Annotated in this window: 13 protein-coding genes; 8 read left to right on the forward strand and 5 right to left on the reverse strand. The window is 68.2% G+C overall.

Translation table 11 applies throughout. From position 1 onward, the window contains the following. Positions 1 to 526: 526 nt before the first annotated feature. Genes ACFYZQ_RS30025 through ACFYZQ_RS30035 form a run of 3 tightly spaced genes read left to right on the forward strand, consistent with a single transcriptional unit; the run spans position 527 to position 4,514 of the window. Positions 527 to 2,653, forward strand: a complete 2,127-nt coding sequence (locus ACFYZQ_RS30025; RefSeq protein WP_389154304.1) for a helix-turn-helix transcriptional regulator — start codon at positions 527 to 529, stop codon at positions 2,651 to 2,653. Beyond that, positions 2,650 to 3,642, forward strand: coding sequence for a hypothetical protein (locus tag ACFYZQ_RS30030; RefSeq protein WP_389154306.1), 993 nt, complete (start codon positions 2,650 to 2,652; stop codon positions 3,640 to 3,642). Before ACFYZQ_RS30025 ends, ACFYZQ_RS30030 begins: the two co-directional genes overlap by 4 nt. Beyond that, complete coding sequence (locus ACFYZQ_RS30035; RefSeq protein ID WP_389154309.1) at positions 3,639 to 4,514, forward strand: DUF6339 family protein; 876 nt, start codon at positions 3,639 to 3,641, stop codon at positions 4,512 to 4,514. The genes ACFYZQ_RS30030 and ACFYZQ_RS30035 overlap by 4 nt, the downstream gene beginning before the upstream one ends. A gap of 761 nt (positions 4,515 to 5,275) precedes the next feature. On the opposite strand, the gene ACFYZQ_RS30040 is transcribed toward ACFYZQ_RS30035, so the two are convergent. From ACFYZQ_RS30040 to ACFYZQ_RS30060, 5 genes are all read right to left on the reverse strand, one after another. Continuing rightward, a complete protein-coding gene (locus tag ACFYZQ_RS30040) occupies positions 5,276 to 6,478 on the reverse strand; it encodes a DNA cytosine methyltransferase (RefSeq protein WP_389154312.1) in 1,203 nt (400 codons plus the stop codon). 95 nt (positions 6,479 to 6,573) lie between these two features. Then, a complete protein-coding gene (locus ACFYZQ_RS30045; protein WP_389154315.1) occupies positions 6,574 to 7,545 on the reverse strand; it encodes a DNA cytosine methyltransferase in 972 nt (323 codons plus the stop codon). Beyond that, positions 7,542 to 7,943, reverse strand: coding sequence for a very short patch repair endonuclease (locus ACFYZQ_RS30050; protein WP_389154618.1), 402 nt, complete (start codon positions 7,941 to 7,943; stop codon positions 7,542 to 7,544). The genes ACFYZQ_RS30045 and ACFYZQ_RS30050 overlap by 4 nt, the downstream gene beginning before the upstream one ends. Before the next feature lie 227 nt (positions 7,944 to 8,170). Continuing rightward, positions 8,171 to 9,190: a hypothetical protein gene (locus ACFYZQ_RS30055; protein WP_389154318.1), complete on the reverse strand. Its 1,020-nt coding sequence runs from the start codon at positions 9,188 to 9,190 to the stop codon at positions 8,171 to 8,173. 130 nt (positions 9,191 to 9,320) lie between these two features. Further along, positions 9,321 to 10,796, reverse strand: coding sequence for a beta-1,6-galactanase (locus ACFYZQ_RS30060; protein WP_389154320.1), 1,476 nt, complete (start codon positions 10,794 to 10,796; stop codon positions 9,321 to 9,323). A gap of 283 nt (positions 10,797 to 11,079) precedes the next feature. Here ACFYZQ_RS30060 and ACFYZQ_RS30065 point away from each other — a divergent pair, with 283 nt between their 5' ends. From ACFYZQ_RS30065 to ACFYZQ_RS30085, 5 genes are all read left to right on the forward strand, one after another. Continuing rightward, positions 11,080 to 11,916, forward strand: coding sequence for a class E sortase (locus ACFYZQ_RS30065; RefSeq protein WP_389154323.1), 837 nt, complete (start codon positions 11,080 to 11,082; stop codon positions 11,914 to 11,916). Between the two features lie 333 nt (positions 11,917 to 12,249). Further along, entirely contained in the window at positions 12,250 to 13,464 is a 1,215-nt protein-coding gene (locus ACFYZQ_RS30070; RefSeq protein ID WP_389154326.1) for a DUF6531 domain-containing protein, read from the forward strand. Positions 13,465 to 13,563: 99 nt separating this feature from the next. Further along, complete coding sequence (locus ACFYZQ_RS30075; RefSeq protein ID WP_389154328.1) at positions 13,564 to 13,875, forward strand: DUF6412 domain-containing protein; 312 nt, start codon at positions 13,564 to 13,566, stop codon at positions 13,873 to 13,875. Between the two features lie 94 nt (positions 13,876 to 13,969). After that, positions 13,970 to 14,686 (forward strand): YidC/Oxa1 family membrane protein insertase, encoded by a 717-nt coding sequence (locus ACFYZQ_RS30080; protein WP_389154331.1) that lies wholly within the window; start codon positions 13,970 to 13,972, stop codon positions 14,684 to 14,686. A gap of 186 nt (positions 14,687 to 14,872) precedes the next feature. Beyond that, a complete protein-coding gene (locus ACFYZQ_RS30085; protein ID WP_389154333.1) occupies positions 14,873 to 15,730 on the forward strand; it encodes a fumarylacetoacetate hydrolase family protein in 858 nt (285 codons plus the stop codon). The last annotated feature ends 3 nt before the right edge of the window (positions 15,731 to 15,733 follow it).

Consider the following 15,733-nt stretch of genomic DNA (forward strand, 5'->3'; position numbering starts at 1 on the left):
GATTGCACGGACGCGGATGCGGTGGCGACGGTTCCGAGGGAGTCCGATATCGCCGTTGGAAGGCCGGAGCTCAGCTTCGATCAGAGCATGACAATGGGTTGGGATGGATATGTGCCCGCCACGAGAAAAGAGAGGGTGGTTCATGCATCAATCCGGCTGGGTTTTCCGGTGCGCGAATCGGCGAAAGTGGAGCGCGCAAGAGTCGGCAAGCAGGGCCGGTGTTGGAAGAATAAGAAGCGGCACACTCCCCCCAAGGCGCCAGAGAATTGTTTCTTCCAGAGCGGGTGGGGCCGCTGGAGAAACGTTATCCGGCTCAGTTCGGGATGCGCAAGAGGGTTCGAGGAGTGTTTGCTCGGGTGAGGAAACGGGTGATCTGGGTCAAATAGGTTGTATTCCCTCCTGGTGGAGGGGGTGGAGTCCGGATCCCCTGTCAAAGCTCCTTTGACAGCGGGGTGTGTTGTCAAAGGCACGGGTATGGTGGTCTCGTCGTCCGACGTATGTGGAGCAGGCACGAGAGCAGGTGACCGTGGAAGCAGGAGAGGACTTCGGTCCATGGCTGGCGCGGCAGTTGAAGCTCGCCGACATGACGCAGACCGAACTGGCCCAGGCCGTTGAGGTGACACGCGCGGCGGTCTCCGCCTGGATCACCGGACGGGCCACCCCACGTCCGGAGACTATCGAGCGCATCGCTCGGGCCCTGAACACCGACCTGGCCACGGTGCACACCCGCACCACCGACACCCAGGCCGGCCTACCCGTCGGCTGGTACCACCGTCCGGGCCACGCCGACGGCGGCCGGGAGTTGGGCAACGCCGCGGCCTTCGCTTTCGACGCCGACGTGTCGGTGTTGGCCCGGGAGACGTGTCAGAACAGTCTTGACGAGCGGCTCACCGCCAACGGGCAGCCTGTGCGTGTGCGTTACACGCTGCACGAGTTGACCGGTGAGACGCTCGCGAGATTTCGGGAAGCCATCCAATGGGACGACCTCTTCCCGCACTACGAGGCGGCTGCCGCGCAGGAGCAGAAGGTCGGCCGCGTCATCGACGCGGGCCTGCGCGACATGTACGAGCACGACCGTCTCGTGCTCCTGCGGGTGGACGACTACAACGCCGCCGGCCTGACGGGCGACGACTACGACGACGGTCGCTTCGCAGCGGTGGTGAGGCGTCAGCTGGACAGCCACAAGTCCGGTAACTCGGCCGGTGGTTCGTACGGCCTGGGCAAGGCCACGCTGTGGGCGACCAGCCGACTGGGCCTCGTGCTCATGAACTCCACGCTGTCCGAATCGCACGAGGGTCGCACCGAACGTCGCCTCATCGGGCGGCTGGACCTGCCGTGGCGTCAGGTTCACGGCAAGCCATGGGCAGGGCCCGCATGGTTGGGGCGGCCCGATCCCGAGTCGCCGGGAGCCGCCGTGGCCCGCTCCTGGTGGGCGGACGAGGAGACCGTCGAGTCCCTGCACCTGACGCGGGAGAGTGGTGAACCCGGGACGTCGTTCTTGATCGTGGGAGCCCACGACGTGGCGAGTCTCGCGGACGACACCCCCGCACCCGAGGGTGACGAGAACGAGGACGACGACAGCATCCAGCGGATGCACCACAGGCTCGTCAGGGCTCTGGGCAAGAACTTCTGGGCAGCGATGACGGGCGGCGGTGACCAACTGCCGCTGCTGGAGGCCTCCGTGCGTACCCTGCGCAACGGCGACGTGGTCCTGCCGGAGGAGCGCGTGGACCCCACGGTCGCCCAGCCGTCCCGTACGCGCGCGCTGAAGGCGTTTCTCGACGGTACGACCGTGGAACAGCTCACGGAATCGGGACAGGTGGCTGCCGTCACCGTGCCGCTCAACCTGCCTGCTCGGGGAAGCGGACGTGCCTCTCTGGGCGAGCACCGAGCAGTTCTCCTGGTGACGGATGCCGAGGACGCGGACGGCAAGCCAAATCGTGTCGCGTCTATGCGTGGCAACCGTATGACGGTGAGAGACGCCCCTGTCCCTGGACTGCCGTTGTCCGTCAACCCGTTCCAGGCCGTTCTGCTGGCCGGCGACGCCGCGGGCCCGCGGGCCCCGTTCGCCAACGAGGCCGAGGAGTTCCTGCGCGCCGCCGAGCCGCCTGAGCACAACAAGTGGGGACAGACGGAGGAGTTGACACTCACCTACTCGCCGTCGGCGTATCGGCGGATCGCCTCCCTCACCCGTGAGACCAACGCGGCGATCAAGGAGTTGGTGGCGCGTCCCAAGAAGAAGTCCAAGGCCGGGGGAGGGCGCCTGGCCCCGAAGCTGACCGTCGGCGGCGGGAAGAAGACGCGTCGACTCTCGGCAGCGACGCTGCCGGTACTCGAGGAACTGGACGCCGAGGTGCTCGACGGTGGAGCCTGGCAGGTGACCGGTGAGATCAGGATTCCCGCCGGTGGCCACATGTGGCGGCTCGTCCCGGTGGCCAAGTTCGATGTTCGCTCTGGTCCACGTCCCACCATCGCGTGGGCCGAACTCGTGGGAGTGGACAACTGCGAGGTGGTGGACGGCACGCTGCGCTTCGACGACGCACGCTCAGCGACGTTTCGCGGCGTGACTGACCCCGCGACGCACGCGGTCAGGACCAGCCTGAGTGGTCTCGTCGTGGAACTGCGCACCGGTGAAGGGGAATCGCTGTCATGAAGGTGTTCCCGTACCCGCGCCTGCGCGGCACGGTCTCCCTGCGGGTGGACGCGGCAAGGGTCAAGGCGCCCGAGCAGCCACGTGAGCAGCTCGACTCCCGTGCTCGGTCCGTCGTCGAGCGGGCCGTCGCGTTGGGCCTGGCAGAGACGGAGGACTGGGAGACCGCCACACTGAACATCTCGGCAACGATTCCGACGAAGGCCACCGACCCGGGTGGCCCGTGGTCCGACGTCGTGGTCGTCGCGGTGCTGACGGACAGGGCGACCAACACCCGTGTCACCTCCAGGCTCGTCCCCGAGACGGAAGGTGGTCGGGAGTGGCGTGGCGAGCTACAGGTGCTGCGCGCTGACCTCTTCGACCGCGCCACACTGACGGTTCAGGTGGTCGCCACGGTCGACGGAGTGCCTGGACGGATCATCGCGGAAGCAGCCGACGACTGGATCGTCGATACCAGGAGCGACACCCCCACACGGGAGCAGAGCTTCGACATCAAGGAAGGCGCATTCGCCAAGGGCCCCGGCTGGCTACGCAAGTTCACGGATGCTCCGTGGATCGTCAATGCGTCGGGGACATTGCCCACCGTGCACATCAACACCGACTTCGAGGGGATGACGGACATCCTCGGCGCCGAGGGGCGCGGCCCTGAGGGACTCGTCAATGAACTGATGGTGTCGCAGATGGCCGCCGACGTATGGATCGCCGTATTCCACTCGGCCATCGGCGACCTGGAGATCGAGGACGACGGCACCCCCTTGTTCCCGCACGGATGGCAAGGCGAGGTGCTCAGAGAAATGCTTCCTGATGTCGTTCCGGAGCGAACTCTCGAAGACGCGTTGCGTGAGGTGCACCGCCGGCGTGTGGGCGCGACAGGATGGACCGAGCTGCAGCCGCGCATCCAGTACGCGGCGATGCGAAGGGCCGAGGTGCCCAGGGCCCTCTCGGAGACCGTACGCGGTCTGGGCAAGCTCAAGCGTGAGGACGAGGTATGACGGAGAGTCCCGACCACCTGCCCGAGTACCTGGCTCGCCTCGCCGACGAGGAAGCGGCACGGTTCATCACGGACGGACTCCTGTCCGGGAAGGACAATGTCCCGGCGATCGCCCTCAATCAGGTTGCCGAGACTCTGCCCGAAAGCCCTCGGTGGCGACTGCGCGCGGTACGGGACTTGATCGAAGACGCGATGTACATGTTCCGGGACGAGAGGCCGACCCAGGCAGATGCGTGGCTGGCTCCCCGCCTCCATGCAATCCTGCGCCTGACGCGCACGGAGGCGGCGGACCCCGGGCTGTGGAACTATCTGGCCCTCGGTGTCGCTCCTGACTTCGTGGTCTGGCGCCATTTCTCGGAGACACGGAAGAGCGTCAACGCTCGGTACTTCAAGGGCCCCCACTACAAGCAGGCCTTCGCCCGACTCTGGTGGTCGGCCGAACTGTTCCGGAACGGGTCCGACTACGAACCGGTCGTCGCCGCCTGTGGTAACCAGGACATGCTGAACACGGTGCTGAGGCTGGATGTCGTTGACCACCGTCCGACCGCACAGGCGCTGGTGCGGCTGCTGCGACGTGAGGTCGTGCGGACGGGGCGTGACGCGAACGCCTTGGGTAAGGCTGTCAACGCGGCGGCAGCGACCCTCATGTACGACGTCATAGCGCCAGACACCCAGAGGGACCCAGGAGCCGTGCGTAGATGGATCGATGAGGCGGAAGAGGGTGGATCCGTTCACCATCGCGCTCTTCCCGAGGGGCCGACGGATGGCCCCGCCCCCGAGGACTCGATTCAGCGCCTGACAGATCACTTCGCGGAGCTGTTCGCCGATGTGCCGGTGCGGGGGAGGGAAGAGAGTGAGGAGGAGGCGGGCTGACCTGCTCCTGCGGCCGTGCGGACAGACAGTAACGCGGTGCCTTCGTAGGGCAGTTGGAAAGCATTTGGGGAGCTGCAGGAACTGACTGGTTGTCAAAGTGGCTTATATCACGGCTCACTTCGCAGCTACTCGCCGGTATCGGGGAGAAAGGGTTCTGCGAGCTCGATCAAGGGCTGTAGGGTGTAGCGCAACTCAACTACCCCCGGCCCCACTCGTCTCGGTTGGGTACCGAGGCGTCAGCCCTGCCATCAGGTGGGTTGGCATCAACCCGGGTAAGGAGTTGAGCCGCGATGAGCAGTAGTCGCAAGGGGCGCAAGAGGCAGAGACGGGATCCCGACTGGTGGATTCCGATTCTCCTCGCGGTCCTGTCGACGATTACGGCAGTCGCAGGATGCGTGAGTCAGGTTGCTGCCCACTAGTGGGCCGGCGCTCGGCCGTAGTGCTCGCCAAGTGAGTACGACCGGTTCTTGGACGGCCGAACCCACCTGACGTAGAACGCTCCGAACGGGGCCCGGTGTGGATGGCCGTCCGCACCGGGCCTTCGTTGTTGAAGCGTGAGCACTGTTTCTCACGGCATCCAGTGGCACCATGAGTCAACTGAGCTTGGATCCTAAGTTTCGAGAACCTGCATTGCAAGCCGTAAGAGTCACCGGAACAGATTGCTCCAATTGTGAAGGCCCAGGTCAAGCGGGTGGCGGCAGAGCGTGTGTCAAATTTGATTTGACTTCAGGGCGCTGTCAAATCACGCGGAAAGGTGACTTTTAGGCTGGCTCGCGCATTTCAGCGGACCCGCGTGTATGTGGTGGGCGCCAGCTCTTGAGCGCTTCGATGGCTCGTTGCTTTCGGCCTTCGTCCAGCCCCAGCGCAGTGCACAGGACGTGGACGGCCAGGAGCGGCGGGATGGCGTTCCCGATCTGCTGCGCAACGTCAGAGCCCTGCCAGGGGTATGCGGCCGGAAAGGTCTGCAACAGGCCAGCTTCGGGAAGCGTGAAACGTTCTTGCTCCGGGCCGAGTTCGGGGTCGCCATTCTTGTCGATGCCCTTGAGGTCGAACACCATGTTCCGTCGTACCTTGCCGGTGACCGTGGCAGCCGGCATGTGGGAAGTGCGAAGTCCCCGCTTCTTGGGGTCGCCACCCGATCCGTAGTTTGACCGGACGACGAATTCCGTGGAGCGCGTGTCCTTGAGGGCGTCGCCCATGGAGACCCATGGCTTCGGACCCGAGAGCTGGGATGGAGGCTCGAAGAGTGAGCTTTGCTCGTCCGTACCGTTCTGCATCTCGCACTCCTGGGCGGGAAGGCGCTCGGCACCTTTGCGGTAGCGCTGGTGCGTCGCGGCAGGGAACTCCACTCCCTGACCCGCGGCCCCTCGGTAGCGGGCGATCAGCACCGCCCGGCGGCGGGTCTGCGGGACCCCGTACTCCTCGGTGTGCAGGATGTGGCAATCCGCGTCGTATCCGAGGGTGCGAAGGATGTCGCGGTACCTCTTCCAGACCGGCAGAACTGTGGGCACCTGCTCCAGGACGACCACCTCGTACGGCTCGGCCTTGAGCTGCTTCTCCACGATCCAGCGCAGGGGTTGGAGAACGAGCCCCGTCCGCTCGTCCGTCCATGACAGTTCCTCGGCCCGACGATTCACCTCAGCCCAGGCGCTGTTCAGAGCTGCGACAGTCTGGCTCCGTCCCACCATCTCGGCAAGGATCATCACCTCGTCGAGGGCCTTGTGCCCCTCGCGGTTGCCCGCCACCGAGTACGTCTGGCAGGGCGGACCGCCGGTGAGGACGCGGGCTGAGGCGACTTCGGGATCGAGCGGGTTGACCTGCGCCACGTCGCGGATCTTGGTGGTGCGCAGACCTGCGGCCTTGCGTGTGGCACGGGTTGATTCCTCCCATTCCACGCCGATGGCTGGCACTCCGAGCACTTCGGCCGCAATGTCCAGTCCACCCGGCCCCGCGAAGAGGTCCACGATTACAGGGGCATTGTCCTGGTGTGCGTCCGGGTGAGGTGCTGGGGTCATGAGGTGGAAGTGTAGCCGGCCGGGGTGGCTCGAAAGTTCCTCGTTCAGGAATGCAGTGCATCGGCGATCGCCCTGCCCAGCGCCTCGCCCACCGGCGGAGGCGAGGCGTGACCGATCTGCCGGTATCGGGCGGTCTTCCTCCCCGTGATCTCCCAGTCCGGAGGGAAACCCTGGAGCAGGGCTGTCTGCTCCACAGTGAGTCGCACCAGGCCGTCCCTGCCCAGGTCCGGCGCCCAGGCAAAGTCCGGTCCCGGGATCTCGTCACCCAGCGAGTGGGCGTTCACCCCGAGAGTCTGCCACTTCCGCTTGCTGCCGGCCGGCCCCAAATCCGCCCCCCCGCGGTTCTTCGAGCCACCGACCAGCGTGGGAGCCACCGTGGTCGCCTGGGTCGCCCACCGCCCAGCGTCCTTCCAGCCACGCGAGCGCATGGAGGACTCCAGGGCCTCGCCGACCGACACATGGTTGGTCACGGTGGGCGTCGGCGGGTGAAACGCAGGGAACCACTGCTCTTTGATAGCCACGAGCACTCCCTGCTGCCGATCCTGCGGCACTCCGAAGTCTGCGGCGTTAAGGACGAACCAGCTGAACTCGTAGCCCAGATGTTTCAGTTCTGCGCGTGCGAATTCCCGGAAGCCGCGAAACCTGTCGCTGTGGACCAGCGTAGGCACGTTCTCCACGAGCAGCGCTCTGGGGCCGATGGCGTGGGCGAGGTAGACCGCGGCCTTCAGTAGCCGTTCCTCGTCGCCGGACTCGGCTCGAACGGCCGTCGCATGGGACTTGACCCGTGGCAGTCCTGCGGACAGCAGATCCACGTCGTAGCTGTGGGGGTGGTCGCTCGGATCGAAGTCCAGAAGGTTCGCCTGGAGCACATCCCAGTGCGGCCGGTTGGCCTGTAGCGTCCGGCAGGCGTCGGCGTCCTCGTCCAACAGCAGTGTCGGCTCAAAGCCGGCCCGCTCCAGTCCCAGGGCGAGCCCACCGGCACCCGAGCACACGTCCACAAAGGTCAGCCCGCTCAACAATTCCTCCCCCGTTCTCGTCGGCCCCTCCGGCGGCCGACCGCCGCAGCGATGCGCAGAGCCACGTCCTCCGGGGCTTCATGCTCCCAGAACCGCAACACCTCCCACCCTGCGGCCGCGAGGTGTTCGGTGGTCTCCGCGTCACGCGCCATGTTGCGGTCCAGCTTGCGCCGCCACCACTCGGCGTTCGACTTCGGTCGCGTAGCGTGTTCGGGGCAGCCGTGCCAGAAGCATCCGTCGATGAGGACAGCCACCTTGACCGAGGTGAAGGCCACGTCGATCCGGCGTCGAGCCATGCCAGGCACCGGATACTCCACGCGGTAGCGCAGCCCGGCCGCGTGGAGCAGGCGCCGGACCGCCAGCTCGGCGGCCGTGTCCTTACTGGCTTGCCTGCTCATGCGTGCCGAAACGGCAGGCGACAACGGCTTCATCGTGCTCAAGGCGGCTGTGCCTCACGATCGTGCCTCGGGCTCGATGGGCCGCCGAGTCTGTGCGGCCCATCGAGCTCGTCGGGCTCTGGCTGCGCATTCGATTCCATCACGTGCTGGAGCGCGGTCGCACCAGGGTGCGGAGGGCGGGGCCGGAAGCCGACTCCCCGTCCGAGCGCCGGCTTGCCGCCCCGCCTTCAGGCTTTTGGGGTGCCGTGGCAGCCAAGGTACGAGTTCCCCGACCCACACCAGCACCCCGCCCCCCGCTGAGGCGGCCACACCACAGCCCGCCCCCGCGCCGCCAACGTAGTCGCGTACTGCGGCAGCAACGTCACGTCCTCCGGTGAGGACCCCTCCGACGCCGCGAAGGCCTCGTAGGAAGGGACCGTGCCGGAGACGATGCCCAGGTTCGGGGTTCCCGAGGAGGCCAGCTCCCTCAGTGAGGCCTCTATCGTCGCCAGGTGCTGCTCGTGGGAGGGGTACTCCGCCGTGAGACCCGGGTACGCGGCGAGGAGCTCGGCGAGCTCGGCCGCCGGCCAGTGGAGGACCGCGACCGGGAAGGGACGGGAGAGGGCCTCGCGGTAGGCGCCGAGTTCGGCTTGGAGGCGGGAGATCTCGGCCTGCAGTTCGGCCGGGTTGTCGGAGCCGAGGGACCAGACGCGCTTGGGGTCGTGGAGTTCGTCCAGGGACACCGGGGCGGAGTGCAGGGTGTCGGCCAGCATGTCCCAGTCGTCGTGGGGCAGGCCGAGCATGCGGCGGACGCGGTGGCGGCCGTAGAGGAGGGGGTGGGTGGAGTAGGGGGGCTCCGCGGCCTCCGCCAGGAGCAGGTTCACGGCCTCCGTGAACGTGTCGTGCGCCGCCTCGAGCTCGTCGTGGGACTCGAGGGCCTCGGCCACGATGACCCAGGGGGCGGGGTCCCGCGGAGCGGTCGCGCGGATGCCGTCGATGATCGCGCGGGCCTCGGCCTCGTGGTCGTACTCCCAGAGGTTCGAGGCCTTCAGGGCCCGCACCAGGTGGGGGTCGTCCAGGCTGTCGCCGGAGGAGAGCAGGCGGTCGTAGAGAGCGGTGGCGGCGGGGCGGTCGCCGGAGAGTTCCAGGTGGGCGGCGGCCCGCAGGAGCAGGGCCTCGGCGTCTTCCGGGTACAGGCCGGCGGTCCGCTCCAGGCGTGCCGCTTCGGCGGTGTGGTCGGCGTTCTCGGCAGGCGTGTCGGGGCGCATGGGGGACACCGTACTGCCGACCGGTGACAAGGGGAGGGGTGACTTCCCAACCCACACATCCATGGTCACCGGTCGCGGTGTCCCCGGCGCGGTCAGCCGCGGGGCGGTCGTGTGGTCGTCGTCCGCCGCCTCACAGCGTCACGCCGTCCACCTGCAGCGTCTGCACCGCCTGCCCCGCGAACGGCACGCTCAGCGTCTTGCCGGAGAGGTGGATGTCCGAGTGCGCCGAGTACAGGTCGCCGCCTCCGGTCGTGACCGTGTTCCAGCGGGGGACCAGGCCGCCGGAGCCGCCCGTCACCGTGGTGAAGCGGGAGAGGTCGAAGGTCAGGGTCTGGGCCGAGGTGGAGGTGTTCAGCGCCACGACGACCAGGCGCTTCGCCGACGCGTCGTAGGCCGCCACCGCGTTGCTCGCGCCGGTGTCCAGGATCTTCATCCCCGGGCGGATGTGGCGGCTGAACTGCGCCATCACGTAGTACTTCGTCTGGATCGTCGTCGGCTGCAGGGTGTTCTGGTCGTACGCGATCATCGCCCAGCCCGTCGACGGGTCCATCACCTGCCAGTAGACCCAGGCCGTCGGGTGCAGCCAGCGGAAGTCGTAGAGGAGGTTGAAGGCCATCGTGTAGCCGGTGCCGTCCTTGTCACCCGTCTCCGAGTTCCACAGGGCCTTGCCGGCGGTCGTCACCACGTCCGTGTAGAGAAGGTCCCGGCGGCCGCCCGAGCCCTGGTAGCCGTGGACGTTGACGCGGTTGACGTAGCCCTTCGCGGTGGAGCTGAAGGAGTTCCACGTGGTGCGCGCGAGGTCGTAACTCGTCTCGTCCGACGCGGAGATCTTGGTGCCGGTCAGGCCGCGCTTGTCCAACTCGCTGCGTAGGTAGGGCAGTACGGCCGACTGGACGGTGGCGTCCATGTGGCAGCCCTCCTGGGTGCCGGTCGCCGTCCACCAGTTGGAGCTGGGCTCGTTGAATGCCTCGACCGTCGCGAAGTTCACGCCCCAGTTGTTCTTGGCGTAGAGGGCCACGGCCGCCAGGTGGGAGGCGTGCTGGCGGTAGTTCCAGGACTGGAGGTTGTTGCCGCCGTCGGAGGCGCCGGAGGGGTTGTGGTTGAGGCACATCCACCACATCGGGGAGTTCGCGAAGAGCTCGGTGGTCGCGCCGCGGGCCACCGCCTTCGTCAGCATCGCGCGCTGGGTGGCGTCCGCGGTCCACTTCCAGGCCGAGGAGGTGGGGTCCTCGTTGTTCCAGTCCTGCCAGTAGCCCTCGATCTGTTTGAACTTGGGGATGTTGGGGGAGGCCACCATGCTCGTGCCGCCCACGCTGTTCCAACTGCACCCGCCCAGGTTGTAGCGGGCGATGTTCAGGCCCAGGCCGGGCAGCGTGGTGCCGTTGTACGTCGTCGACTTGGTGGTGAAGAAGATGTCGGCGAAGTCGTCCCGGGCGCCGAAGACGTTCGCCCACCAGGCCAGGGAGGTGCCCCAGCCCTCCCAGGTGCCGTACGTCGTGGACGGGTTGACGGCGATCGTCGCGTCGGCGCGGGCGGTGCCCGTGGCGAGGGCGCTGCCCAGCAGGCCGCCGCCCGCGGCGGCCAGGAGTGTTCTGCGTCGGATCATGGCTTGTGTCGTCTGCCTTTCGGTGCGGCCCGAACACCGGTCGTCCTCGCCGGTGTTCGCTCGTCCCCCCGCATGCCAGAAGGAAGCATCGGGTGTGGCGTGCGAGGTTGTCGAGAGTCGTGCCAGACCTTTCTCAGCCCTTTCTAAAACCCGTGAAGGAAGGGATCGTCCGGCGGGCGTCCGACCCGAACGCCTTGCGCTCTGGTGACTTGGCGGCCTGCGCCTTATCGTGCGGGCGGCCCCCGGCGGCGGGCCGTCCCGGGTCTGAGGAGGCGTACTGCGTATGCGGGCTTCCGTCGTTCGAGCCGTACGTCCCGTACCTCTCGTGCAGCACAGCACCCTGCGGCGGCGTGCGCGGCGCCGGCGGGTGCTGTGGGGCGGGGGCGAGGTGCTGGTGACCGTGGGGGTCGTCCTCGCGCTCCTGGTCGTCCACCAGGTGTGGTGGACCAACCGGGAGGCCCGGCGCGGGGCCGAGCGGAAGGTGGAGGCGCTGGAGCGGGAATGGGGGGCCGGGGGTGGCGGAGCGGGCGGTGCTGGGACCTCCGGGGTGTCGCCGTCCTCCGGTGCCGGTACGTCGTCCGGCCCGCCGTCCTCGCGGTCGCGCACGGGGGCCGGCGCGGGGCGGCGGTCGTACGCCACCACCGCCGGCACGGCGCTGCCCCGCCGCTCGCAGGCCTACGCCATCCTCACCATCCCGCGCCTGGGCCTGCGCGTCCCGGTCGCCGAGGGCGTGAGCAAGCCGAACGTCCTGAACCGGGGGTACGTGGGGCACTACCCCGGCACCCAACAGCCGGGCCAGGCCGGGAACTTCGCGGTCGCCGGGCACCGGAACACCCATGGGGAGCCGTTCCGGTACCTGCCGCGGTTGCGCCGGGCGGACACGGTGGAGGTCGAGACGCGGACGGCGACCTACACGTACACGGTCGACAAGATCCTGCCGCAGACCTCGTCCCGTGACTCGGGGGTCGTCAGGGCCGTACCCCGGTCCATCGTCAGGCCCTCGTACGGGTACAGCGAGCCCGGGTACTACATCACGCTGACGACGTGCACCCCTGAGTTCACGTCCCGGTACCGGATGGTGGTGTGGGGGAAGCTGGTGTCGATGCGGCCGAGGGGGTAGAGGAGCGCCGAGCGCCCTCGGAGTGCCCTCTCTTTTCGGCCGTTCGCGCCGGACCTTGCACGCGGCCGTAGGGTCTTGAATGCGGTCCTGAACACCGATGTTTCCTATTTCCCCGTATTCGCCGCCTTGAAGTGGAGGGGCGGATTTCGGTCCATGCGTGGGGACTTCCCGGGATTGGTGCGGATCTCTGTGCGAATCCTGTGACAGCGTGTACGAGTCTGGGGGCCGTTGGGGTTGCCGGGGTCTGTCTTCCTGCGGGGGGAAGCCATGCACACGCGTGCCTTGGGCACGTCTCTTCGACGTTTCCGGAAAAGACCGGGACCGGTGGCCGCGGTGGCGGTGGCCGTTGCGACGGCGGCGGCGCTGGCGCTGGCTGCGGCCGTCCTGCCGACCACGGACGCCACCGCCACCGACGCCACCGACGGCACAACGATGTCGACCTGGTGCAAGAACAGTTCCGGCTCCAAGACGCCACCGGTCAAGGCGGGCGCGAACCGGCCGGTGAAGTCCCAGCCGTCGAGGAAGCCGACGGACGAGTTGTACATGCCGTGGTTGCTCGAGCAGCGGGCGCACGCCAAGCATCCCGCGTCCGGCAAGGCCGCGAAGCCGGCCGGCGCTGCGGCGGACCCGTCGGTGGTGGAACTCGTGCCGGAGGAACAGGGCGACGTGCCCTGGCACCGGTACACCAGCTTCGCGATCACGGACGCACTGACGGCGAAGATCGACTACTCGACCGGCAACCTGATGCTGACGGCGACGGACGTCGACGTCGCCGGCGACGGACAGCACCTGCGACTGGCGCGGACGTACAACTCGCTGGAGGCCCCCTTCGGCAGGGTGTCGCAGCGCTGGTGGCTGCAGTACGAGCGCTACCTGTCCATCTCCGGCGGCGAGGTGATCTTCTACGACGCCTCCGGCGCGACGGTCCGCTTCGACAAGAACAGTGACGGCTCCTTCACCGCCCCGCACGGCTACTCGCAGAACCTGAAGAGGAACCCCGACGGCAGCTACACGCTGAAATGGACGTCGGGCTCGAAGGAGACCTACGACGCGGGCGGAACGCTGACCAAGGTCACGGACCGCGGCCACGGCACCATCACCGTCACCCAGAACGCCGACGGCGGCTTCAAACTGACCGACACCCGCTCGGGCCACTGGATCGACCTGACCAAGGTCGATGACACACTGTGGCAGGCGAAGGACAACGCGGGCCGGACGGTCGGTTACGGCCTGGACGCCAACGGCGACATCGCTCGCACCACGGACGCCGAGGGCAGGACCACGCTCTTCTCGTACGACTCCTCCGGCCGCGTCAGCAGGGTCAGCACGGGCAAGGGCCGAGTGACGGTCTTCACCTACGACGACGTCAACCGCGTCACGAGCATGCTGTGCGGGAGCGGTTCCCACAGCGGCGCTCCCACCGGCCCGACCTGGACGTACACCTACACCAGCGACTCGGCGACCGCGGCGGGCACCACCACCGCCATCGACCCTCGGCTGCACGCGACGAAGTACGCCCATGACGCCGACGGCCGGGTCGGCCACTGACCCGGGCGATGATCTCCGTAGTGATCGGGGACGTCGGGGACGTTATCGTGGAGTCCGGCTCGGACATGAGCGATGCGAGCAGATAGGGGGGAGCGGTCGATGACGCGGTACGTGGCTGTGACGCGGCCTGCCGTCGGGCTCCTGCTCTTCCTCCTCTCCGTCGCCCTGCTCGACACCGGCAGCCTGTACGCCACCGTCGCGCTCGCCGCGACCGCCGCGGCCGGGGCCGCGCTGGCCGCGTGCGCCCTCGTCGCCGCGCGCTGCGCGCCCGCCGTGCCGCCCACGCGCATACGTACGGCGATCCGCGACCGGGCCCGCCGTACGGCGTTCCTGCCGCAGCGCGACCCCGACGCCCCGGGCCGCCGCCGGCCCCGGGCGCCCGGACACGCCTCCGCGACGACCACCGCGTAGGGGTGACACTCCCTCGTCCGTGACCCCGCGCGGGTCGTCATGCCGCCATGCCCGTCTTCACTCCGGCACGACGTGACCCACGGAGGGCTAACCCATGTCCGTTTTCGCGCACCTCGTCGAGCAGCTCGCCGACCTGCTCCAGCCCCTCTTCCACGCCTCCGCGGCGGCTGCCGCGATCGTCCTGTTCACCGCCCTCGTACGACTCCTCGTCCACCCCCTGTCCCGGGCCGCCGCGCGCGGGCAGCGGGCCCGGGCCGAACTCCAGCCGAAGGTCGCCGAGCTGCGCAAGAAGCACCGGAAGGACCCGGAAAGACTGCAGAAGGCGATCCTCGAACTGCACAAGGAGGAAAAGGTGTCGCCGCTGTCCGGCTGTCTGCCCAGCCTGCTCCAGTTGCCCGCCTTCTTCCTCCTCTACCACCTGTTCTCGAGCTCGACGGTCGGCGGGGAACGCAACGGGCTCCTCGCGCACGAGTTGTTCGCCGCGCCGCTCGGCGGACGGTGGGCGGACGTGCTGGGACACGGCGGGATCTTCGGAGCGGCCGGGCTGGTCTACCTCGGGCTGTTCGTCATCGTCGCCGCCGTCGCCACGTTCAACTACCGCCGTACGAAGCAGATGATGGCGAAGAACCCGGTCGCCGTCGGCGGGGGCGACGGCGAGCAGGTTCCCGGCCTCGCGGCGGTCAACAAGGTCACGCCGTTCATGTCCTTCTTCACCCTCGTGTCGGTCGCAGTGGTGCCACTGGCCGCCGCCCTGTACGTGGTGACCAGTACGGCGTGGAGCGCTGTCGAGCGGGCGGCGCTGTACCGCTGAGCGGTCCTGGGCGTCTGGGCGTCTGGGCGTCTGGGCGTCTGGGTGTTACGGGTCTTCTGGTTACGGTCCAGTTCGTGAACAAGGTCTTGCGGACCGGACATATGCCTTGGAGGATCGACCAGACCTCCGATGGCTGCGCACATCCGGCGGGCACCCGCGCACCCGCGATCAAGGGAGATTGTGACCATGAAGCTGCTGCGAGTCGGTACGGCGGAGGCGGAGCGGCCCGCGCTGCTCGACGCCGAGGGAGTCCTGCGGGACCTGTCGGGGATCGTCGCGGACATCGACGGGGCGCTGCTCGCCGACGACGACGCGCTGGGCCGGGTCCGGGCCGCCGCCGACGCCGGCGAACTGCCCGTGCTGGACGCGACGGGGCTGCGGATCGGGCCGCCGCTGGCGCGGATCGGCAAGATCGTGTGCATCGGGCTCAACTACCACGACCACGCCCGCGAGACGGGCGCCGAGCCGCCCGCCGAGCCGGTGATCTTCTTCAAGGCCGCGGACACGGTGGTCGGGCCGTACGACACCGTGCTCGTTCCGCGCGGGTCCACCAAGACCGACTGGGAGGTGGAGCTGGCGGTCGTCATCGGGCGCACGGCCCGCTACCTGGAGTCCGCCGAGGAGGCCCTCGCGCACGTCGCCGGGTACGCGGTGGCGCACGACGTGTCCGAGCGGGAGTTCCAGATCGAGCGGGGCGGCACCTGGGACAAAGGGAAGAACTGCGAGACGTTCAACCCGCTGGGGCCGTGGCTGGTGACGGCGGACGAGGTGCCCGACCCGCAGGCGCTGGCGCTGCGGCTGTGGGTGAACGGGGAGCTGAAGCAGGACGGGACGACCGCCGAGCAGATCTTCCCCGTCGCGGAGGTCGTGCGGTACGTCAGCCAGTTCATGACCCTGTACCCGGGCGATGTGATCAACACCGGTACACCGGCGGGGGTCGCACTCGGGCAGCCCGAGCCCAAGCCGTTCCTGCGGGCCGGGGACGTCGTCGAGCTGGAGATCGAGGGGCTGGGGCGCCAGCGGCAGGAGTTCAAAGATGCCTAGCCC

Source organism: Streptomyces sp. NPDC001843 (assembly GCF_042891955.1).
In the GTDB taxonomy this organism is placed as follows: Bacteria; Actinomycetota; Actinomycetes; order Streptomycetales; family Streptomycetaceae; genus Streptomyces.

What these genes read in the sequence shown, in the direction of transcription:
- ACFYZQ_RS30030 (WP_389154306.1), top strand. Translation starts at nt 2,650, where the DNA reads ATGAAGGTGTTCCCGTACCCGCGCCTGCGCGGCACGGTCTCCCTGCGG.
- ACFYZQ_RS30035 (WP_389154309.1), top strand. Translation starts at nt 3,639, where the DNA reads ATGACGGAGAGTCCCGACCACCTGCCCGAGTACCTGGCTCGCCTCGCC.
- ACFYZQ_RS30050 (WP_389154618.1), bottom strand. Translation starts at nt 7,943, where the DNA reads ATGAGCAGGCAAGCCAGTAAGGACACGGCCGCCGAGCTGGCGGTCCGG.
- ACFYZQ_RS30055 (WP_389154318.1), bottom strand. Translation starts at nt 9,190, where the DNA reads ATGCGCCCCGACACGCCTGCCGAGAACGCCGACCACACCGCCGAAGCG.
- ACFYZQ_RS30060 (WP_389154320.1), bottom strand. Translation starts at nt 10,796, where the DNA reads ATGATCCGACGCAGAACACTCCTGGCCGCCGCGGGCGGCGGCCTGCTG.
- ACFYZQ_RS30065 (WP_389154323.1), top strand. Translation starts at nt 11,080, where the DNA reads ATGCGGGCTTCCGTCGTTCGAGCCGTACGTCCCGTACCTCTCGTGCAG.
- ACFYZQ_RS30075 (WP_389154328.1), top strand. Translation starts at nt 13,564, where the DNA reads ATGACGCGGTACGTGGCTGTGACGCGGCCTGCCGTCGGGCTCCTGCTC.
- ACFYZQ_RS30080 (WP_389154331.1), top strand. Translation starts at nt 13,970, where the DNA reads ATGTCCGTTTTCGCGCACCTCGTCGAGCAGCTCGCCGACCTGCTCCAG.
- ACFYZQ_RS30085 (WP_389154333.1), top strand. Translation starts at nt 14,873, where the DNA reads ATGAAGCTGCTGCGAGTCGGTACGGCGGAGGCGGAGCGGCCCGCGCTG.